The organism is Variovorax beijingensis (assembly GCF_003951285.1).
Taxonomy (GTDB): Bacteria; Pseudomonadota; Gammaproteobacteria; order Burkholderiales; family Burkholderiaceae_C; genus Variovorax; species Variovorax beijingensis.
In genome coordinates this window covers 200,433-221,566 of sequence record NZ_RXFQ01000002.1, presented here as the reverse complement: position 1 = coordinate 221,566, position 21,134 = coordinate 200,433, and the positions used below count along the sequence as shown (strand labels likewise).

Genomic DNA, 21,134 nt, shown 5'->3' with positions numbered 1-21,134 from the left:
CGTCCAGGCTTGGCCGGGAAACCGAGCCGCCCACGAGGCCAAAAAGCATGAGCACAGACAGCAGCAGCAACAACAACACGCAACCCGTCCGCTTCTTCCACCGCGGCAGGATCGTCGACGTCAGCGGCGTCCATCCGACCCGTTCGGTGCTCGACTGGCTGCGCGAGGACGCGCACTGCACCGGCACCAAGGAGGGCTGCAACGAGGGCGACTGCGGCGCCTGCACCGTCGTGATCGGCGAGCTGGCCGGCGACGCTAACGCGCCGGGCACGGTCGGCGGGCTGCAACTGCAGACGGTCAACGCCTGCATCCAGTTCCTGCCCACGCTGCACGGCAAGGCGCTGTTCACCGTCGAAGACCTGAAGGCGCAGTGCACGGCGGTCCAGCCGCAGGACAGCGGCAGGAAGCACGCCGTCCACACGCTGCATCCCGTGCAGCAGGCGATGGTCGACTGCCATGGCTCGCAGTGCGGCTTCTGCACGCCGGGCTTCGTGATGTCGCTGTGGTCCGCCTACGAGCACCACCAGGCCGAGGGCACGCAGCCCACGCGCCAGCAGCTGGCCGACGAACTCTCGGGCAACCTGTGCCGCTGCACCGGCTACCGGCCGATCCTCGATGCCGGGCAGCGCATGTTCGACCTGCCGGCCGTGCGGCTCGACACGAAACCCGTGGTGGCGGCGCTCACTGCCCTGCAGAACGATGGCCTGGACTACGCCGCGCCGCTCGGCGCCCGCATCGACCACTTCCATGCCCCCAGGAGCATCGCGCAGCTCGCCGCATTGCGCGAGCAGAAGCCGCGCGCCCAGCTGCTGGCCGGTTCCACCGACGTCGGCCTCTGGGTCAACAAGCAATTCCGCGACCTCGGCGACATCATCTACGTGGGCGACGTGGCCGAGATGAAGACCATCGAGACCCGGCAGAACGACCGAGGCGGCGAGCTCTACATCGGTGCCGGCGCCTCGCTCGAAGCCGCCTTCGAAGCCCTGGTGCAGCGCGTGCCGAGCCTCGCGGACGTGTGGCTGCGCTTCGCCTCGCCGCCGATCCGCCATGCCGGCACCATGGGCGGCAACGTGGCCAACGGCTCGCCCATCGGCGATTCGCCGCCGGTGCTGATGTCGCTCGACGCCGAGATCGAGCTGCGCCGCGGCGACGTGGTGCGCCGCATGCCGCTGCCCGATTTCTACATCGACTACATGAAGAACGAGCTGCAGCCCGGCGAGTTCGTGCAGGGGCTGGCGGTTCCGCTGGCAGCGATGCGCCGCCAGGTGCGCGCCTACAAGATCAGCAAGCGCTTCGACTGCGACATCTCGGCCCTGTGCGCAGGCTTCGCGATCGAACTCGAGGAGGGCAGCGACACAGTGAAGGCCGTGCGCCTGGCCTTCGGCGGCATGGCCGCCATCGTGAAGCGCGCCGCAAATGCCGAGGCGGCACTCGTCGGCAAGCCGTGGACCCAGGCCAGCGTCGCCGCCGCGAAGCTCGCGCTCGCACAGGACTTCAAGCCGCTGTCGGACATGCGCGCCTCGGCCGACTACCGGCTGCAGGTGGCGCAGAACCTGATCCAACGCCTCTGGCTCGAAACGCGCGCCGAAGACGCGCTGTCGCTCGAAGAGACCAGTGTCTGGAGCGTGATGCCTCATGCCGTGGCCAAAGCCGCGGCCGAAGGAGCCTGACCATGAACAAACCCATCGACGCCCGCCTGCTGCAGCCCGCCGAGGCCTTTGCCGACTACCTGAAGAACACCGCCGCGCGCATCGACCCCGTGGCCGAAGCGATCGCGCACGACCTCGGCGCACGTGTCGGCATCAGCCGGCCGCACGAGTCGGCGCACCTGCACGTGGCCGGCGAAGCGACCTACATCGACGACATTCCCGAAATCGCCGGCACGCTGCATTGCGCGCTGGGCCTGTCGCCCGCCGCCAACGGCCGGGTCACGGCGCTGTCGCTCGATGCGATCCGCGCGATGCCCGGCGTGGTGTCGGTGCTGACCGCCGACGATATTCCCGGCACCAACGACTGCGGCTCGATCGTCCATGACGATCCGATCCTGCTGCCGGTGAAGGACGGCGGCGAGATCCGCTACCTCGGCCAGCCGGTGTTCGCGGTGATCGCCGAGACGCGCGAAGCCGCGCGCCGCGCCGCTTCCAGAGCCAAGGAGGCGATGACCATCGAGGCGCAGCCGCCCGTGCTCACGCCGCAGGACGCGCATGCGCGCGGCCAGTACGTGGTGCCGCCGATGCACATCGTGCGCAGCGGCGGCGCGGCCAACGAAGGCGACGAATCGGCCGTGCGCGCCGCCATCGCCAAGGCGCCGCACCGCCACAAGTCCACGCTCGACGTGGGCGGGCAGGAGCAGTTCTATCTCGAAGGCCAGATCAGCTACGCCATTCCGAAGGAAGGCGGCGCGCTGCACATCCATTGCTCGACGCAGCACCCGAGCGAGATGCAGCACCTGGTGGCGCATGCGCTGCACCTGCAGTCGAACGAAGTGCATGTGGAATGCCGGCGCATGGGCGGTGGCTTCGGCGGCAAGGAGTCGCAATCGGCGCTGTTCGCCTGCGTGGCGGCCATCGCGGCGCGGCAGCTGCGGCGCCCGGTCAAGCTCAGGCTCGACCGCGACGACGACTTCATGATCACCGGCCGCCGCCACTGCTTCTGGTACGAGTACGACGTGGGCTACGACGACGAGGGCCGCATCCTCGGCGCGGAAATCACCATGGTCTCGCGCGCCGGCCATTCGGCCGACTTGTCGGGCCCGGTGATGACGCGCGCGCTGTGCCACTTCGACAACGCCTACTGGCTGCCCAACGTGGCCATGCACGGCTACTCGGGCAAGACCAACACGCAGAGCAACACGGCGTTCCGAGGCTTCGGCGGGCCGCAGGGCGCCATTGCCGTCGAGAACATCATGGACTCGGTGGCGCGCGCGCTGGGCCGCGATCCGCTCGATGTGCGCCGCGTCAACTTCTACGGCACGACGCAGAACAACGTCACGCCCTACCGCCAGACCGTGACCGACAACATCGTTCACGAACTGGTGGCCGACCTCGAAGCCAGCAGCGGCTACCGCGCGCGGCGCGAAGAGATCGCAGCATTCAATGCAAAGAGCGTGGTGCTCAAGCGCGGCCTGGCGCTCGCGCCGCTCAAGTTCGGCATCTCGTTCAACGTCAAGCATTTCAACCAGGCCGGCGCGCTGGTGCATGTGTACACCGACGGCTCGATCCTCGTGAACCACGGCGGAACCGAGATGGGGCAGGGCCTCAACACCAAGGTGGCGCAGGTGGTGGCGCACGAGCTGGGCGTGAGCTTCGAGCGCGTGCGCGTCACCGCGACCGACACCACCAAGGTGGCCAACACCTCGGCCACGGCCGCATCGACCGGCGCCGACCTCAACGGCAAGGCCGCGCAGGACGCCGCGCGCCAGATCCGCGAGCGCCTGGCCGAGAGCGCGGCCGAGCGCCACGGCGGGAAGGCGAGCGAAGTGCGCTTTGCCAACGACAAGGTCGAGGTCAACGGCCGCTCGCTGGCCTTCAGCACCGTGGTGGGCGAGGCGTACCTCGACCGCAAGCAGCTCTGGTCCGACGGCTTCTATGCCACGCCGGGCCTCAGCTGGGACAAGGACAAGATGCAGGGCCGCCCGTTCTACTACTACGCCTATGGCGCGGCGGTGAGCGAGGTGATCGTCGACACGCTCACCGGCGAATGGAAGCTCCTGCGCGCCGACATCCTGCACGACGCGGGCAAGTCGCTGAACCCGGCCGTGGACATCGGCCAGGTCGAAGGCGCCTTCATCCAGGGCATGGGCTGGCTCACCACCGAGGAGCTGGTGTGGCATCCGCAAAGCGGCAAGCTCACCACGCACGCGCCCAGCACCTACAAGATCCCGACCGCCAACGACTGCCCGCCCGTCTTCAACGTGCGCCTGTTCGAAGGCCAGAACTTCGAGGACTCGATCCACCGCAGCAAGGCGGTGGGCGAGCCGCCGCTCTTGCTGCCGTTCTCGGTGTTCTTCGCGATCCGCGACGCGGTGTCGGCGGCCGGCGGCCACAGGGTCGATCCGCCGCTGAAGGCACCGGCCACGAGCGAGTCGATCCTTCGTGCCATCACCGCCGTCCAGTCCGCCTAGCCACTCGTAGACTTTGGCGCATGTCCAAAGTCCTCCCAATGTCCTACGCCCTCGTCCTCTTCGCGAAACGCCGCGGAACCGGCTTTGCCGGGCCGTGGATGCAGCCCGCTGCCCGGGGGGAACGCCATGCGTGATCAAGCGCTGTTCGACAAGATCGATCTTCATCTCATCCGGGTGCTTCACACCGTGCTGACCGACCGCAGCGTCTCGCGCGCCGCCATTCGCCTGGGCATGTACCAGCCGGCCGTCTCGGCCGCGCTGAAGCGGCTGCGCGAACTCTCGGGCGATCCGCTGCTGGTGCGCTCGGGCTCGGGCATGGTGCCGACCGACGCGGGCCTGCGGATGATCGAGCCGGCCGCAAGCATCCTGCGCGCGGCCGAGATGCTGTTCTCCGATGCGCGCGGTTTCGAGCCGCAGTCGGCGGCCACCACCTTCCGCATCGCAGCAAGCGACTACATGGACCCGCTGTTCCTGCCGATGCTCGTGGCGCACGTGAAGCGGGAGGCGCCGCTGTGCCAGATCGAGATCCATGCGCTCACGCCCGATTCCGACTACCACGGCCACCTCGCGCTCGGCCAGGTCGACCTGGTGATCGGCAACTGGCTCAAGCCGCCGGAAGACCTGCACATGGCGCGGCTCTTTGGCGACGAGGTGGTGTCGCTGGTCAACCAGGACCATCCGGCGGTGCGCCGCGGCTGGGACCTGGAGACCTGGCTCGCGGCCGAGCACATCGCGCCCACGCCCATGCACCCGGGCGGGCGCGGCATCATCGACCAGATGCTCGACGAGCTGGGCCGGCAACGCAACATCACGGCGCGCTGCGCGCACTTCAGCCTGATCCCGGACATGGTGGCCTCGAGCCTTTTGGTGCTCACCACCGGCCGCCAGTACTGCGAGCGCTTTGCCGCGCGGCTGCCGGTGAAGATCCTCGACTGCCCGGTGGCGCTGCCGCGCCTCATGTATTACCAGCTCTGGCACGAGCGCACCCATTCGTCGAGTTCCGCGCGCTGGCTGCGCGAATGCATCAAGGACGTGGCGGCGTCGCTGCGGCCCGCCTTCACTGCGCCGGCCTCGCGCGCCGTCGCGGCCGAGGCCCCCGACCCGCCTTGACGAATCCTTCGGCCGCGCCGGCGTCGCGGCCGGGGCAGCGATTGAACGAACCGCCACATACAACAGCTGGAGACAAGCGACATGAACAGGTTTGAAGAGGTGCCCAAGGTCACCGATCCCCACGCCTCGGGGACAGCCGCGCGCAGCGCGCCGCAGGGCGCGAACTGGCTTGAACGCATGTTCAAGCTGACCGAGCACAACACCACGGTGCGCACCGAGGTCATCGCAGGGCTTACCACCTTCCTGACGATGGCCTACATCATCTTCGTGAACCCGTCGATCCTCGGCGACGCGGGCATGCCCAAGGGCGCGGTCTTCGTGGCCACCTGCCTGATCGCGGCGCTGGGCACGCTGATCATGGGCCTGTATGCCAACTACCCGATCGCCATGGCGCCGGGCATGGGCCTGAACGCCTACTTCGCCTACGTGGTGGTGCTGGGAATGGGCTACACGTGGCAGGTGGCGCTGGGCGCGGTGTTCATCTCGGGCTGCCTGTTCCTGGTCGTCACGGTCACCGGGTTGCGGGAGCTGTTCATCCGGGGCATACCGCAGTCGCTGCGAACGGCGATCACCGTGGGCATTGGCATGTTCCTCGCGCTCATCGCGCTCAAGAGCGCGGGCGTGGTCGCGGCCTCGCCAGCCACCTTCGTCACGCTGGGCGACCTGCATTCGGCACCGGTGGTGCTGGCCACGCTGGGCTTCCTGGTGATCGTGGCGCTCGACCGGCTCAAGGTGCGCGGCGCGATCCTGATCGGCATCCTGCTGGTGACGGTGCTGTCGTTCTTCTTCGGCGGCAACAAGTTCCATGGCGTGTTCGACGCGCCGCCATCCATTGCGCCCACCTTCATGCAGCTCGACATCATGGGCGCGCTCAAGGGCGGCATCCTGAACGTGGTGCTGGTGTTCTTCCTGGTCGAGATGTTCGACGCCACCGGCACGCTGATGGGCGTGGCCAAGCGCGCGGGCCTGCTGGTGCCCGGCAAGATGGAGCGCATGAACAAGGCACTGCTGGCCGACAGCGGCGCGATCTTCGCGGGCTCGCTGCTCGGCACCTCGAGCACCACGGCCTACGTGGAAAGCGCGGCCGGCGTGCAGGCGGGCGGGCGCACCGGCCTCACGGCCGTGGTGGTGGCGGGGCTGTTCCTCGCCTGCCTGATGATCTCGCCGCTCGCGGGCTCGGTGCCGGCCTATGCCACGGCACCGGCGCTGCTGTTCGTGGGCTGCCTGATGCTGCGCGACCTCGTCGAGCTCGACTGGGAAGACACCACCGAGGTGATCCCCGCGGCCGTGACCGCGCTGGCCATGCCCTTCACCTACTCGATCGCCAATGGCCTGGCCTTCGGCTTCATCACCTACGCGGTGCTCAAGCTGTTCACCGGCCGGGCACGGGAAGTGCATGCGATGGTGTGGGTGATCGCGGCGATTTTCCTGTTCAAGTTCGCCTATATCGGCGGACACTGAGCGAAGCGCCGTCGGGCGCCGATGGATGCAGGGACGCTATTAAACTTATAGCTGTCCCCGCTTGTTGCTGTTGAACGAGACAAAACCCACGAAACCCGGCATGACAACCCCCAGACTCCAGCTCGCGAACATCACCAAGCGCTACCCCGCGGTGGTGGCGAACAGCGACATCTCTCTGGCCGTGGCGCCCGGCGAGATCCATGCCGTGCTCGGCGAGAACGGCGCCGGCAAATCGACCCTGATGAAGATCATCTACGGCTCGGTCAAGCCCGACGAAGGCACCGTCACCTTCGACGGCCAGCCCGTCAGCCTGCGCAACCCGCAGCAGGCGAGGGCGCTGGGCATCAGCATGGTGTTCCAGCACTTCAGCCTGTTCGACACGCTCACCGTGGCCGAGAACGTGTGGCTGGGCCTGGACAAGTCGCTGCAACTGGCCGAGGTGGCGCGCAGCATCACGGCCAAGGCCAGCGAATACGGCCTGGACATCGATCCCTCGCGGCCGGTGCACACGTTGTCGGTGGGCGAGATGCAGCGCGTGGAAATCATCCGCGCGCTGCTCACCAACCCCAAGCTGCTGATCCTCGACGAACCGACCTCGGTGCTCACGCCGCAGGCGGTGGTCAAGCTCTTCGGCGTGCTCAACAAGCTGGCGTCGGAGGGCTGCAGCATCCTCTACATCAGCCACAAGCTGCACGAGATCCGCGAGCTGTGCACGGCTTGCACGGTGCTGCGTGGCGGCAAGGTGACGGGCGTGTGCAATCCGCAGAACGAAAGCAACGAGTCGCTCTCGCGGCTGATGATCGGCAGCGAGCCGCCGCCCCTGCAGCACCGGCCGGTGCATGCGGGCGCGGTGGCGCTGCGCGTGAACGCGCTCACGCTGGCGCGGGAAGACCAGTTCGGTGTCGATCTCGACGGCATCTCGTTCGAGGTCCGGGCGGGCGAAGTGGTCGGCATTGCGGGCGTGTCCGGCAACGGGCAGAAGGAGCTGCTCTACGCGCTCTCGGGCGAGGACGTGCGCGCCGAGCCCGCCATGGTGCAGGTGTTCGGCAAGCCGGCCGGCCGGCTGCGGCCGCGCGCGCGGCGCGCGATGGGCCTGCACTTCGTGCCCGAGGAGCGGCTGGGCCGCGGCGCGGTGCCCACGCTCGGGCTTGCGCACAACCTGCTGCTCACGCGCGGCAATGCGGTGGGCAAGGGCGGCTGGATCCGCACCGGGGCGCTCGAAAAGCACGCGCGGGTCATCATCGAGCGCTTCAACGTCAAGGCCGGCGGCCCGAATGCCGCGGCGCGCTCGCTCTCGGGCGGCAACCTGCAGAAATACATCGTCGGCCGCGAGATCGACGCCAACCCCAAGCTCTTCATCGTCTCGCAGCCGACCTGGGGCGTGGACGTGGGCGCGGCCGCGCTGATCCGCGGCGAGATCCTTGCGCTGCGCGATGCCGGCTGCGCGGTGCTGGTGGTCAGCGAGGAGCTCGACGAGCTGTTCGACATCAGCGACCGGCTGCACGTGATCGCCAAGGGCCGGCTGTCGCCTTCCATCGACCGCGCGGCCGCCACGCTGCCGCAGATCGGCGAATGGATGAGCGGCCTCTGGGAGAAGAAGAACAACAACATCAAGGAGGCGATCCATGCTTAAGCTCGAACCGCGCCCGGAGCTGTCGCGCTTCTGGACCTTTGCCTCGCCGATCCTCGCGCTGCTGATCACCGTGCTGATCGGCGTGGCGCTGTTCGCCGCGCTCGGCAAGGACCCGGTCAAGGGCCTGCTGGTGTTCTTCTACGAGCCGATCAAGAGCGGCTACGCGATCGGCGAGCTCACGATCAAGGCGACGCCGCTGCTCATCATCGCGCTCGGGCTGGCGGTGTGCTTCCGCTCCAACGTCTGGAACATCGGCGCCGAGGGCCAGTTCGTGTTCGGCGCCATCGCCGCGGGCGGCGTCGCGCTGATGGCCGACAAGACCACGGGCTCGTGGATCGTCGTGGCCATCCTGGTCGCGGGCACCGTCGGCGGCATGGTGTGGGCGGGCATCGTGGCCTTCCTGCGCGACCGGTTCAACGCCAACGAAATCCTCGTGAGCCTGATGCTCGTGTACGTGGCCACGCTGCTGCTGGGCTACATGGTGTTCGGCCCGTGGAAGGATCCGCAGGGCTACAACTTTCCGCAATCGAAGACCTTCGAGGCGGTGACGCAGATCCCGCGGCTCTTCAAGGGCTCGCGCGTGAGCATCGGGCTGATCATCGCGCTGCTGGGCGTGGGCGCGCTCTGGGTGTTCCTGTTCCGCACGCGGGCAGGCTTTGCGCAGCAGGTCGGCGGGCTCGCGCCGGCTGCCGCGCGCTATGCGGGCTTTTCGGCGCGGCGCGCGATCTGGATCGCGCTGCTGGCCTCGGGCGGCGCGGCGGGCCTGGCCGGTGCGCTCGAAGTCGCCGGCCCGCTCGGCCAGCTCACACCCTACGTGCCGGCGGGCTACGGCTTCGCGGCCATCATCGTGGCCTTCGTCGGCCGGCTGCATCCGGTGGGCATGGTGTTCTCGGCGATCCTCATGAGCATGTTCTACATCGGCGGCGAGCTTGCGCAGTCTCGCCTGGGCCTGCCCAAGTCGCTGACCGGCGTATTCCAGGGCCTCCTGCTCTTCACGCTGCTGGCCTGCGACACCTTGATCGCCTACCGCATCCGCCGCAAGGCCGCTGCGAAGGCGGTGGCCTCCACGATGACGACGAGTTCGCTGCAAGCCAGCACGCCTTTGACCGCGCCGATCGTGCGTTCCACGGAGTCCACATGAAGCACACGATGAATTCACTTCCAGGAACACCGCGGAACCGGCTTTGCCGGGCCGCTGGTGTTGCCCCCGGTAGGGGGTTGGCGAAGCGGACACGTAGTGCCGCGCAGCTTGGGGGCGAGCAACATGTTTGACAGCTACGCACTCCTGCTGGGTTCCACGCTGAGCGCCGGCACCGTGCTCGCGATCGCGGCACTGGGCCTCCTGATCAACGAGAAGGCCGGCATTGTCAACCTCGGCGCCGAGGGCGTGATGCTCTGCGCCGCCATCGCCGGCTTTGCGACCGTCGTCACCACCCACAACCCCTGGCTCGGCTTCCTGGCCGGCATGGCGGCCGGCGCCTTGCTTGCCGCCTTCTTCGGCGTGCTGGTGATCTGGCTCAACACCAACCAGTACGCCACCGGGCTCGCGCTCAGCCTGTTCGGCGTCGGCTTTTCCGCCTTCGTGGGCATCAACTTCGTGCAGGCCAAGCTGCCCGAGAGCGTGTCGTACGCGGTGCCGGTGCTTAGCGACATCCCGCTCGTCGGACCCGCGCTTTTCCGCCACCACCCCATGGTGTATTTCGCGGTCGTCCTGACCTTCGGCCTCATCTGGTTTCTCTACCGCACCCGCGCCGGGCTCGTGCTGCGGTCGGTGGGCGAGTCGCCCGAGTCGGCGCATGCGCTGGGCTATCCGGTGCGGCGCATCCGCTTCATGGCGGTGATCGCGGGCGGCGCGCTGTGCGGGCTTGCAGGGGCGTACCTCTCCACCGTCTACACGCCGCTGTGGGTCGAAGGCATGGTCGCGGGCCGCGGCTGGATCGCGCTGGCGCTCACCACCTTCGCCACCTGGCGGCCGATCCGCGTGCTGCTGGGCGCCTACCTGTTCGGCGGCGTCTCGATGCTGGGCTTCCACCTGCAGAGCAGCGGCGTCGACGTGCCGCCGCAGTTCCTCAGCATGCTGCAGTACATCGCGCCCATCGTGGTACTGGCGCTGATCTCGCGCAACCCGGCATTCATTCGCATCAACATGCCGGCATCCATCGGAAAACCGTTCTACCCCGGCTCATAATCTCGCTTCTCGATTTCCGCCAACCTGTCCTTTTTGAGGATTTCCGACAATGAATGATCTGAACAAGCGCTCCCTGCTCAAGCTGGCCGCCCTCACGGCGGTCGCTTCGGCGGCCCTGATCGGCTGCGGCAAGAAAGAGGAAGCGGCTGCACCGGCTGCAACCCCGGCACCGGCGCCGGCACCCGCTGCCGCCGCGCCGGCACCGGCTGCGCCGCTCAACATCGCATTCGCATACATCGGCCCGGTGGGCGACGGCGGCTGGACCTTTGCGCACGACAACGGCCGCAAGGCGCTCGAGAAGGAATTCGGCGACAAGATCAAGACCACCTTCGTCGAGAGCGTGCCCGAGGGCGCCGACGCCGAGCGCGTGTTCCGCGACATGGTCGGGCAGGGCAACAAGCTGATCTTCGGTACCACCTTCGGCTACATGGAGCCGATGCTCAAGGTGGCCACCGACAGCAAGGACGTGAAGTTCGAGCATGCCACCGGCTACAAGACCGCCGAGAACATGCGCACCTACGACAGCCGCACCTACGAAGGCGCCTACATGGCCGGCATCATTGCCGGCGCCATGACCAAGAGCAACACGCTCGGCGTGGTTGGCTCGGTGCCGATTCCCGAGGTGCTGCGCAACATCAACAGCTTCACGCTGGGCGCGCAGTCGGTCAACCCGAAGATCACCACCAAGGTGGTCTGGGTGAACGAATGGTTCAGCCCGCCGAAGGAAACCGAAGCCGCCACCGCCCTCATCAATGGCGGCGCCGACGTGCTGTTCCAGAACACCGACTCGCCGGCCGTGCTCAAGACCGCGCAGGAAAAGGGCAAGCGCGCCTTCGGCTGGGACTCCGACATGACCGCCTACGGTCCCAAGGCCCACCTGGCCTCGGCCACCATCAACTGGGCGCCGTACTACATCAAGGCCACGCAGGACGCGCTCGACGGCAAGTGGGCCACGGGCCAGAGCTGGTGGGGCGTGAAGGAAGGCGCCATCGACATCGTCTCGATCGCCGAGGATGTGCCGGCCGAAACCAAGGCCAAGGTCGAGGAAGTGAAGAAGGGCCTGAAGGACGGCAGCTTCGCGATCTGGAAGGGCCCGATCCTGGGCCAGGACGGCAAGGAAGTGGTCGCCAAGGATGCGGTGGCCGACGACAAGTTTCTTTCGGGCGTGAACTTCTACGTCAAGGGCGTGGAAGGCAAGGTGCCGGGCGGGGACAAGAAGTAAAGCGGCGCTGCGCGCTTTGCATGAAGGGTCGCCTGCGGGCGGCCCTTTTCATTTGTGGTTCGTGCCGCGCGGCTTCCCTTCGGTCACCCTCCGCGCGCTGTCGACAAAGCCCTGGATCAGGCGCAGGCGCGGCGATGCGCGCTGCCACAGGACGCCGAAGCGCCGCGGTTCCGACGGCAGCGGCAGCGCGATCTTCACCACGCGCTGGCCGTCGAGCAGCGGCGAGGCGATGTCGGGCACCAGCGAGACGCCCAGGCCGCGGTCGACCATCATGGCAATCGCCAGCAGCGAACTGAGTTCGAAGCGTTCCTGCGGCACGATGCCCGCGGCGCGCAGGTAGCGGTCGGCCTGCTTGCCGCCGCCCAGGTTGCGGTCGTAGCGGATCAGCGGCGAGGTGCGCAGCAGCTCGTGCGGATCGCGCCGCGCGAGGCGGCTGGGCGCCAGCAGCACCAGCGGCTCTTCGCGCAGCAGCGACCAGTCGAAGGTCTTGGCAAGCACATAGGGCGGGTAGAGGCACACGGCCGCGTCGAGCTCGCCCTGCTGCACCGCCTTGTAGAGCGTGGCCGTGGTGCCCGACTGCAGGAACACCTTGACGCCGGGATGCGCCTTCACGAAGTGCGCGAGGATGTCCGGCAGCAGGCTGTGGATGGCCGTGTTGATGGTGCCGACCAGGAGCTCGCCGCCGGCCGCGTCGCTGCCGAGCAGTGCCTTGATGTCGCTCACCTCGCGCAGCAGGTTGCGGGCCCGCTGCACCAGCTGGTGTCCGGCCTCGGTGGGCTGCACCGTGCGGCCGGCACGCGCCAGCAGCGGCGCGCCGAGTTCGCGCTCCAGCGTGCGGATCTGCTGCGCCACGGCCGCGGGCGTCAGGTCGAGGCGGCGCGCGGCCTCCGACATGGAGCCTGACTCCACCACCAGAAGAAAGCTTTGCAGATAGGCTGTTTCCATAGAAGATAGATTTTCTATCATCTGATCATAGGAGGCATGTGTTTTTCCGACCTCATGAACCGCACACACTGCGGCGCATGAGAAGCAAACTCTTCGTTCCCGGCACGCGCCCCGAGCTGTTCGCCAAGGCCCTGGGCAGCGCGGCGGACAGCGTCTGTCTCGACCTGGAAGACGCGGTGTCCGAACCGCGCAAGGGCGAGGCGCGCGACGCCGTGCGGCAGCTGCTGCAAGGCGGCGGCATGGCCGCGTCGGGCAAGACCGTGATCGTTCGCGTCAACGCGATGGACACGCCGCATTTCGCGCACGACATCGCGGCCGTGGCCCAGCCTGGCGTGCACCTGATCAACATCCCCAAGCCCGAAAGCCCGGCCCACGTGCGCAGCGCGGTCGAGGCGATCGAGCGCGCCGAGCAGGCCAATGGCGTGGGCGCGCCGATCGGCCTGCTGCTGAACATCGAGGCACCCGCGGCCTTGCGCACCGCGGCCGAGCTCGCGCTGGCGCATCCGCGCGTGGCGGGCCTGCAGCTGGGCCTGGGCGACCTGTTCGAACCGCTGGGCATTGCGCGGCGCGAGCCGGCCGCGATCCAGCAGGCGATGTTCGCGGTGCGCATCGCCGCGGGCGAGGCGGGTGTCCATGCCTACGACGGCGCATTCGCGGACATCCGCGACGCCGAGGGATTCCGCGCCGAAGCCATGCTGGCGCGCAACCTCGGCTTCCTCGGCAAGACCTGCATCCACCCGAGCCAGATCGCGATCGCCAACGAGGTGTTCCGTCCCACCGACGAGGAGATCGCGCACGCATGCAAGGTGGTCGAGGCCGCCCGCGGCGCCGACGCCGGCGGCGTGGGCGCCTACGTGGTGGACGGAAAGATGATCGACATTCCCTTCGTGATCCGCGCGCGCGCCATCGTTGCGAGCGCGCGCAGCCTCGGCCTGCTGCCGGGCTGAGCCTTTCGCTTTTTCAAACAAGACCAGGAGACAAGACAGATGCACATTCCCTCGCCCCTTCGCCCGCGCGCGCTCGCCGTGGCCGCCTTCGCCGGCGGCCTGCTGTTGAGCGGTGGCGCATTCGCGCAGACCGCGACCTACCCGAGCAAGGCCATCACCATCGTGGTGCCCTACCCGGCGGGCGGCTCGAACGACACCTTCGCGCGCCAGGTGGCCAAGGAACTGGGCGAGGAACTCAAGCAGCCGGTGATCATCGACAACCGCCCGGGCGCGAGCGGCAACACCGGCACCGGCCAGGTCGCCAAGGCCGCGCCCGACGGCTACACGCTGGTGGCCGTGTCCTCGAGCATGACGACCAACGCGGCCGTGCAGTCCAGGCTGCCGTTCGATCCGATCAACGGGCTGGCACCCGTGGCCATGTTCGCCAAGGGTCCCTTCATCGTCGCGGTGAACAACGAGTTTCCTGCCAAGACCCCGGCTGAGCTGATCGCCGCCATCAAGGCCAGGCCGGGGCAGTACAACTACGCGTCGTCGGGCTCGGGCAGCGTCAACCAGTTCGGCACCGAGCTGCTCAAGGCCAAGGTCGGCGACATGCAGATCACGCACATTCCGTACAAGGGCATGGGCCCGGCCGTGACCGACCTGGTCGGCAACCAGACGCAGCTCCTGATCTCCAGCGGCCCCTCGCTGCTGCCGATGGTGCGCGCGGGCAAGCTGCGCGCCGTGGGCATCACGAGCCTGAAGCCGAGCCCGATCGCGCCCGAACTCATCCCGATGTCCACCGCCGTGCCGGGCTACGAGTTCGAACTCTGGTGGGGCCTGCTGGCACCGGCCGGCACGCCGCCCGACGTGGTCGCCAAGCTCAACGCCACGGTCAACAAGATCCTGGCCAAGCCCGAGATCGCGGCCAACTTCCTGCGCGAAGGGGCCATTGCCACGCCGCTCGCGCCGGCGCAGTTCGCCACCGTCATTGCCGAGGACGTGGAGCGCTGGAAGAAGCTTGCGAAGCAACAGAACATCACTGCCGACTGAGGAAGAAAGAACCGATCCATGAGCTTCGACGCCTCTCACCACGACGCACGCCTGCCGGCCCGCAGCGGCCCCGCCGGCCCGCTGAGCGGCCTGCGCGTGCTCGACCTCAGCGCCTACATCGCGGGCCCGTACGGCTGCTCGCTGCTGGCCGACCAGGGTGCCGAAGTCATCAAGATCGAGCCGCCCACGGGCGACAACCTGCGCAAGTACCCGTCGACGCTCGAGGCCGAGAGCCGCGCCTTCATCGGCGTGAACCGCAGCAAGCTCGGCGTGGTGCTCGACCTGAAGACGGCCGAGGGCCTTGCCGCGCTGATGACGCTGGTGCGCACGGCCGACGTGCTGGTGCACAACTTCCGGCCCAGCGTGCCGCCGCGGCTGGGCATCGCCTACGAGCAGCTGAAGGCCGTCAACCCGCGCCTGATCTATTGCAGCCTCACGGGCTATGGCGAGACCGGGCCGCTGCGCGAGAAGGCGGGCTACGACCAGGTGCTGCAGACCATGACCGGCATGTGCGCGCTGCAGGGCAAGCGCGGCGAGCCGCCCGAGATCATCTACGGCTCGGTGGTCGACTACTATGCGGCCGCGCTGGTGGCCGCCGGCGTGGCCTCGGCGCTGTACGAGCGCGAGAAAAGCGGCCAGGGCCAGTTCGTCGGCGTGTCGCTGCTGCGCTCCGCGCTCACGATGCAGTCGGCCCGCATGGTGTGGGCCGAGGGCGAGCCCAAGGACGTGGGGCGCGACATGCGCTCGGGCGGCATCACGGGCATCCACCCGACGCGCGAGGGCCATCTCTACATCTCGGCCAACACGCCGCACTTCTGGCGCGCGCTGTGCGACAAGGTGGGCCTGCCCGAACTCGCGGCCGACGAGCGCTACGACTCGGTGCGCAAGCGCGCGCAGCATTTTTCCGAGATCGTGCCGCGCCTGCGCGAAGCGCTGGCCGCGCGCAGCGCGCTCGAATGGGAGGAACTGTTCGGCGAGGAAGTGCCCTGCGCGGCGGCCCGCACGGTCGAGGACATGTTCGACAACGAGCAGGTGCTGGCTGAGGACATGGTCGCGACCTTCGCGCATCCCACGCTCGGCGCCTACCGCGGCTTCACCCGGCCGGTGCAGTTCGGCCGCACGCCGGGCCCCGAGCCCTTTGCGGCGCCCACGCTGGGGCAGCACACGGGGGCGGTGCTGGCGGCGCGCAAGCCTGCGGACGCGGCCGGCTGAGCAAGGCGCATGGACGTCGCCTATCCCCACAGCAGCGGCACGCGCAAGCCCGCCTGCGCCGCGCCCGCGGGCGCCTGCGATGCGCACATGCATGTCTACGACCGCCGCTTCGCGCTCCACGGCTCGCCCGATGCGATGGTCGACAACGCCACGGCCGCCGACTACCGCCTGCTGCAGCAACGCATCGGCACCGAGCGCACGGTCGTCGTGCAGCCGCGCGTCCATGGCACCGACAACAGCGTGACGCTCGATGCCATTCGCACATTGGGCACGGCACGCGCCCGGGGTGTGGCCGTGGTCCGGCCCGACGTGAGCGATGCCGAACTCGAGCGCCTGCATGCGGGCGGCATCCGCGGCATCCGCTTCACGCTCTATACGGCCGCCAATGCGGCGACCGGCTTCGAAATGGTCGAGCCGCTCGCGCAGCGCGTGCATGCGCTGGGCTGGCATGTGCAGCTGCACTGGAACGCCGACCAGATCGCCGGGCATGCGGCCTTGCTGGCGCGGCTGCCGTGCACGATCGTGTTCGACCATCTCGCGCGGCTGCCGCTGCCCGGCGCGCTATCGCATCCCGCATTCGATGTCGTCAGCCGGCTGCGCGACAGCGGCCGCACCTGGATCAAGCTCTCGGGTGCCTACCTCGATTCGAAGACGGGCGCCGCTGGCGGCTATGAAGACACGACCCCCATCGCTCAGGCCTGGGTCCGCCAGGCGCCGGAGCGCGTGGTGTGGGGCAGCGACTGGCCGCACCCGACCGAGTCCGCGGCCGGCAAGCCCGACGACGCGATGCTGTTCGACCTGCTGGGCGGATGGGTTCCGGACGAGGCGCAGCGCCGCCGCGTGCTCGTCGACAACCCCGCGCTGCTCTACGACTTTTCCTGAAACGACAAAGACCGAGACGACCGAATGACGAAGAAACGCATCCTGAAATCGATGGCCGCACTGGCCGCCTGCATTCCGCTGCTGGGCTGGGCCGCATGGCCCGAGAAGCCGATCCGCATGGTGGTGCCGTACGCCGCGGGCGGCGGCGCCGACAACACCGCGCGCGTCGTCGCGCAGCAGATGAGCATCGCGCTCGGCCAGCAGATCATCATCGACAACCGGCCGGGCGCGGGCGGCGTGATTGGCGAGGACAACGTGGCCAAGGCGCCCGCCGACGGCTACACCGTGCTCTACGACGCCTCGGCGTTCTCGGTGAACCCGTCGCTGCGCAAGCTGCCTTTCGATGCCGCGAAAGACTTCATCCCGGTGTCGCTGGTGGCCACCGCGCCGCAGATCCTCGTCGTGCCCGCCACGGCGCCGTACAGCACGGTGGCGCAGTTCCTGGACTTCGCGCGCAAGAACCCCGGCAAGCTGAGCTTTGCCTCGGCGGGCGGCGGCACCGGCTCGCACCTGGCCGGCGAGGCGCTGAACGAGCAGGCCAAGGTCAGCCTGATGCACGTGCCCTACAAGGGCGGCGCGCCCGCACTGACTGACGTGATGGGCGAGCAGGTGTCGGCCTACTTCGGCAACGTGGCGTCGACGCTCGGCTACGTGCAGTCGGGCAAGCTGCGCGCGCTGGCCGTGAGTTCCGCCAAGCGCGTGCCCGGCCTGCCCGACACGCCGACGCTCGCCGAGTCGGGCCTGCCGGGCTACAACGTGGTCGAGTGGAACGGCGTGTTCCTTCCCAAGGGCACGCCGCCCGACATCGTGCAGCGGCTCGGCAAGGTGGTGCAGGCTGCCGTCAACGAGCCGCAAGTCAAGCAGAAGCTGCTGCAGCTTGGCCTGGAACCCGCCGGCACCACGCCGGAGGCCTTTGCGAAGTTCGTGCAGAACGAGACGGGGCGCGTGGGCGCGCTGGTGAAGGCGCGCAACATCCGGGTCGATTGAATCCGGCCTTCTTCATGCAGCCGGCCGCTCAGCCTGCGCAGGCGGCTGCAACCGGCCCGGGGTATTCCATCTCCAGCATGACCCAGTCGCGCCGCGCCGCGCCATGGCGTTCGCCGATCTCGCACAGCGTGCGGTCCAGCTGCGGCACCGGCCTCAGCGACGAAGAGAGCCGCAGGCGCTCCGTCCCTTCGCGGGGCGGCTGCGCCAGCAGCACCAGCCCGCTGCGCAGCCGGACCGGGCCCGAGGCCGATGCGGCATCGACGCCGATGTGCCCGGTGCGCGTCCACGCATCGACGGCCAGCGCGAGGGCGATGTCGTCGGCGCCGTCCTGCACGTCCACGCGCCAGCGCTCGCCGCGCCAGAACGCGGCCTTGTTGAGCAGGAAATCCACTCTGCGGCCGGTGTCCAGATAGAACGGCGAACTGTCGTGCACCGGCGTCCACGAGGCCACGCCGAGTTCCGTTGCAAGAGCCCTGGCTTTCTCCGGCCCGCCGATCGCCTCCACCAGCGCCAGCATCGCCGGCACCGAGGCGGTGATGCCGGTGGTGGTGGCGACGCCGCGGTCCACCACGTAGCGCTGGTGCGGCACGTAGCTGGCGCCGGGGTGGCGCGCGAGCAGCGTGCCGCGGTCGTACCAGTGGCCCGCGAAGCGCCGGCCGTCGAGCAGGCCGGCGCGGCCGACCACGCGTGCGCCCGAGCAGACGCCCACCACCCGCGCACCGCGCGCCGCCTGCTGCTTGAGCCAGGCCGCCACCTGCGGGTTGTCGTCGGCGATCATCGCCGGCACGATCACGTAGTCGGCGCCCGCGGGATGAAGCCGGTCGAATGCGGCGAAGTCCTGCGCCCCATCGACCTCGAGCGCGGGATACAGGCGCACCCGTCCGGCGCGCGGCGCCACGATCCGCACTTCGGCCACATCGGCACGCCGGAGCACCGCATGCGGCAGCAGCAGGTCGGTCATCTCGGTGCCTTCGTTCAGCGCGAGCACCGCCACCACGGGCCGGCCGGCGCGAGGCGGCTTCAGCGCCTCGACGAAGGCCTGCTTCTCGCGCTCGCTGCGCGCCGCGTCGGCCTGCGCGGGCGGCAGCGGCGGCGCGCCCCCCGTGCAGCCCGCCAGCGCAAAGGCTGCAATACTTGCACCGATCAGCGCTCCTATCGATCTCCACATGGCCGTTCCCCTGTCGACTTGATGACGATGCCCCGAGACTACGAATGCCCACCCTGACCCGCAAGGACGAAGAAACCGCGGTTTCTGCCAGCGACGTGGTGCTGGTGGTGTTCGACGGCGTCGAGGTGATCGACGTCGCCGGTCCCGCCAGCGTGTTCAGCAAGGCCGGGCAGATGCATCCCGGCCGCTACCGCCTGCACATCGCATCGCCGGCCGGCGGCACCGTGTCGACGAACGGCGGCCTGAGCTTTTCGGGCACTTGCAGCCTGCAGCAGCTGCCCGCGTCGATCGACACGCTGATCGTCGCCGGCGGCGACGAGCCGGCGGTGCGCGCTGCCATCCTCGAACAGCGCATCGGCGCCTGGCTCGAACAGGTGGCACCGCATACGCGCCGCATGGCGAGCGTGTGCAGCGGCGCCTTCGCGCTGGCCGCGGCCGGCCTGCTCGACGGCCGCGAGGCCACCACGCACTGGCGCGTGTGCGACCAGCTGCAGGCGCTGCGGCCGCAGGTGCGGGTGCAGCGCGATCGCATCTATGTGCGCGATGGTCCGGTGTGGACCTCGGCCGGCGTCACCACCGGCATCGAGCTCGCGCTCGCGCTGGTCGAGGACGACCTCGGCCATGCAGTGTCGATGGAAATCGCCCGCACGCTGGCGCTGCCGATGCTGCGCGGCGGAGCGCAGCCGCAGCTGACGCAGGCGCTCCAGGCGCAGGCCTCGGCCAGCCACCGCCTGCGCGAACTGGTGGCGTGGATCGGCACGCATCCGCAGGACGACCTGTCGGTCGAGGCCCTGGCCGAGCGCGTGCAGATGAGCCCGAGAAACTTCGCGCGCGCCTTTGCGGCCGAGACCGGCTGCACGCCGGCGCGCTTTGTCGAACAGGTCCGCGTGGCCGCCGCCGCGCAGCTGCTGCGCCAGACGCGGTGGCCGCAGGACCGCATCGCGAGCCGCAGCGGCTTCCGCTCGGTGGACGCGCTGCAGCGCGCCTTCGCGCGGCAGCACGGCCTGACGCCGCAAGCCTATCGAACCCATGACGACACCTGACGCCACTTCCCTTGCACTGATCGACGACTGTTCCCAAGCCTCGCTGCAACTGCTCGAACGCAACCTGACGCCGCACGGCATCCTGGCCGCCACCCGCACCGAGGCCGCCGTTGCGCGGCGCTACACGCGTATCTTCGGGCGCGACGCGGCCATCTGCGTGATGGCCATGTGCGGCAGCGGCGTGCCCGCGCTGGAGCAGGGCGCCGTCGCCAGCCTCGATGCGCTGGCCGCGCAGCAGGCGGCCAACGGCCAGATTCCCAAGTATGTCGACCCCGACGGCCAGGATGCCGACTTCTGGTACCTGGGCTGCATCGACGCCACGCTGTGGTGGCTGATCGCGGTGGACCATGTGCGCCGCCACGGCCAGGTCGGCGCCACGCACTGGCGCGGCGAGGTGCAGCGCGCGATCGGCTGGCTGCTGGCGCAGGAGCACCAGCACTTCCGGCTGCTGCAGCAGAACGAGGCCAGCGACTGGGCCGACATCATGCCGCGCTCGGGCTATGTGCTGTACACCAACGCGCTCTGGTACGAGGTGAAGCGCCGCTTCGCGCTGGACCATGCCGAGGCGACGCAGCACCACTTCAACCACCTGTTCAATCCGTTCCAGCAGGACCTGCCCGAATACCACCGCGCCCGGCTGCTGCGGCACTACGCGCGCCGCGGGCGGGCCGATCCGGGCCTGTACCTGAGCTTCGTCAACCTGTCCTTCGTCGGTGACGAGGGCGACGTGTTCGGCAACGTGCTGGCCATCCAGGGCGGGCTGGCCGATTCGGAGATGGCGAACCGTATCGTCCGCACCATTGCCGCGGCGCGCGCCTGCGAGCCGTACCCGGTGCGCGTGGTGCTGCATCCGCTGACGCGCGAGCATGCCCTCTGGCGGCCGTACATGGCGCGCCACCAGCAGAACGTGGTGCACCAGTACCACAACGGCGGCATCTGGCCTTTCGTGGGCGGCTTCTGGGTGATGGCGCTGGCCCGCCTCGGGCTGCATGACATGGCCTGGCCCGAGCTTGCGCGCCTCGCGCATGTGAACCAGCTCGGCGGCTGGCGATTTACCGAGTGGTTCCACGGCCGCACGCTGGCGCCGATGGGCATGGCGGGCCAGAGCTGGAACGCGGCAGCCTTTCTGCTCGCCCGGCGTGCGCTGGAGAGCAGCGAAGCGGCCTGGTGACGGCTTGCGT

Annotated in this window: 17 protein-coding genes; 15 read left to right on the top strand and 2 right to left on the bottom strand. The window is 69.0% G+C overall.

All coding sequences use genetic code 11. The features are described from left to right. Positions 1-47 precede the first annotated feature (47 nt). The 8 genes from xdhA (at position 48) to EJO66_RS04050 (ending at position 11,737) form a co-directional block, all read left to right on the top strand. Positions 48-1,670, top strand: coding sequence for a xanthine dehydrogenase small subunit (xdhA, locus tag EJO66_RS04085; protein ID WP_125964694.1), 1,623 nt, complete (start codon positions 48-50; stop codon positions 1,668-1,670). Between the two features lie 2 nt (positions 1,671-1,672). Next, positions 1,673-4,123 carry a xanthine dehydrogenase molybdopterin binding subunit gene (xdhB, locus tag EJO66_RS04080; protein ID WP_125964693.1) on the top strand — a complete coding sequence of 817 codons (2,451 nt, stop codon included), beginning with the start codon at positions 1,673-1,675 and terminating at the stop codon, positions 4,121-4,123. A 126-nt stretch (positions 4,124-4,249) separates the two neighbouring features. Continuing rightward, positions 4,250-5,233, top strand: a complete 984-nt coding sequence (locus tag EJO66_RS04075) for a LysR family transcriptional regulator (protein WP_125964691.1) — start codon at positions 4,250-4,252, stop codon at positions 5,231-5,233. Positions 5,234-5,410: 177 nt separating this feature from the next. Beyond that, positions 5,411-6,694, top strand: coding sequence for an NCS2 family permease (locus tag EJO66_RS04070; RefSeq protein WP_185738252.1), 1,284 nt, complete (start codon positions 5,411-5,413; stop codon positions 6,692-6,694). Positions 6,695-6,794: 100 nt separating this feature from the next. Next, a complete protein-coding gene (locus tag EJO66_RS04065; RefSeq protein ID WP_125964690.1) occupies positions 6,795-8,327 on the top strand; it encodes an ABC transporter ATP-binding protein in 1,533 nt (510 codons plus the stop codon). Then, positions 8,320-9,468 (top strand): ABC transporter permease, encoded by a 1,149-nt coding sequence (locus EJO66_RS04060; protein ID WP_125964688.1) that lies wholly within the window; start codon positions 8,320-8,322, stop codon positions 9,466-9,468. The genes EJO66_RS04065 and EJO66_RS04060 overlap by 8 nt, the downstream gene beginning before the upstream one ends. Before the next feature lie 123 nt (positions 9,469-9,591). Continuing rightward, positions 9,592-10,515: an ABC transporter permease gene (locus tag EJO66_RS04055; protein WP_125964687.1), complete on the top strand. Its 924-nt coding sequence runs from the start codon at positions 9,592-9,594 to the stop codon at positions 10,513-10,515. Positions 10,516-10,564: 49 nt separating this feature from the next. Beyond that, positions 10,565-11,737 carry a BMP family ABC transporter substrate-binding protein gene (locus EJO66_RS04050; protein ID WP_124956286.1) on the top strand — a complete coding sequence of 391 codons (1,173 nt, stop codon included), beginning with the start codon at positions 10,565-10,567 and terminating at the stop codon, positions 11,735-11,737. Positions 11,738-11,785: 48 nt separating this feature from the next. On the opposite strand, the gene EJO66_RS04045 is transcribed toward EJO66_RS04050, so the two are convergent. Next, positions 11,786-12,682, bottom strand: a complete 897-nt coding sequence (locus EJO66_RS04045) for a LysR family transcriptional regulator (RefSeq protein ID WP_164547768.1) — start codon at positions 12,680-12,682, stop codon at positions 11,786-11,788. A gap of 77 nt (positions 12,683-12,759) precedes the next feature. Between EJO66_RS04045 and EJO66_RS04040 the strand changes: the two genes are divergently transcribed. Genes EJO66_RS04040 through EJO66_RS04020 form a run of 5 tightly spaced genes read left to right on the top strand, consistent with a single transcriptional unit; the run spans position 12,760 to position 17,742 of the window. Continuing rightward, the gene (locus EJO66_RS04040; protein ID WP_124956283.1) at positions 12,760-13,629 is read left to right on the top strand and encodes an HpcH/HpaI aldolase/citrate lyase family protein; all 870 of its coding nucleotides are present in this window, start codon (positions 12,760-12,762) and stop codon (positions 13,627-13,629) included. Positions 13,630-13,668: 39 nt separating this feature from the next. Next, positions 13,669-14,661 (top strand): tripartite tricarboxylate transporter substrate binding protein, encoded by a 993-nt coding sequence (locus EJO66_RS04035; RefSeq protein ID WP_125964685.1) that lies wholly within the window; start codon positions 13,669-13,671, stop codon positions 14,659-14,661. A gap of 18 nt (positions 14,662-14,679) precedes the next feature. Then, positions 14,680-15,873 (top strand): CaiB/BaiF CoA transferase family protein, encoded by a 1,194-nt coding sequence (locus EJO66_RS04030; protein WP_125964684.1) that lies wholly within the window; start codon positions 14,680-14,682, stop codon positions 15,871-15,873. A 9-nt stretch (positions 15,874-15,882) separates the two neighbouring features. Continuing rightward, complete coding sequence (locus EJO66_RS04025; RefSeq protein WP_125964682.1) at positions 15,883-16,755, top strand: amidohydrolase family protein; 873 nt, start codon at positions 15,883-15,885, stop codon at positions 16,753-16,755. Between the two features lie 24 nt (positions 16,756-16,779). Next, entirely contained in the window at positions 16,780-17,742 is a 963-nt protein-coding gene (locus EJO66_RS04020) for a Bug family tripartite tricarboxylate transporter substrate binding protein (RefSeq protein ID WP_124956275.1), read from the top strand. Positions 17,743-17,770: 28 nt separating this feature from the next. Here EJO66_RS04020 and EJO66_RS04015 read toward each other — a convergent pair whose 3' ends face one another. Beyond that, entirely contained in the window at positions 17,771-18,910 is a 1,140-nt protein-coding gene (locus EJO66_RS04015; RefSeq protein ID WP_125964681.1) for a DJ-1/PfpI family protein, read from the bottom strand. Positions 18,911-18,954: 44 nt separating this feature from the next. Here EJO66_RS04015 and EJO66_RS04010 point away from each other — a divergent pair, with 44 nt between their 5' ends. Together EJO66_RS04010 and EJO66_RS04005 are read left to right on the top strand one after the other, a co-directional pair. Then, a complete protein-coding gene (locus tag EJO66_RS04010) occupies positions 18,955-19,953 on the top strand; it encodes a GlxA family transcriptional regulator (protein WP_124956271.1) in 999 nt (332 codons plus the stop codon). Continuing rightward, entirely contained in the window at positions 19,940-21,124 is a 1,185-nt protein-coding gene (locus EJO66_RS04005) for a glycoside hydrolase 100 family protein (protein ID WP_125964680.1), read from the top strand. Before EJO66_RS04010 ends, EJO66_RS04005 begins: the two co-directional genes overlap by 14 nt. Positions 21,125-21,134 lie beyond the last annotated feature (10 nt).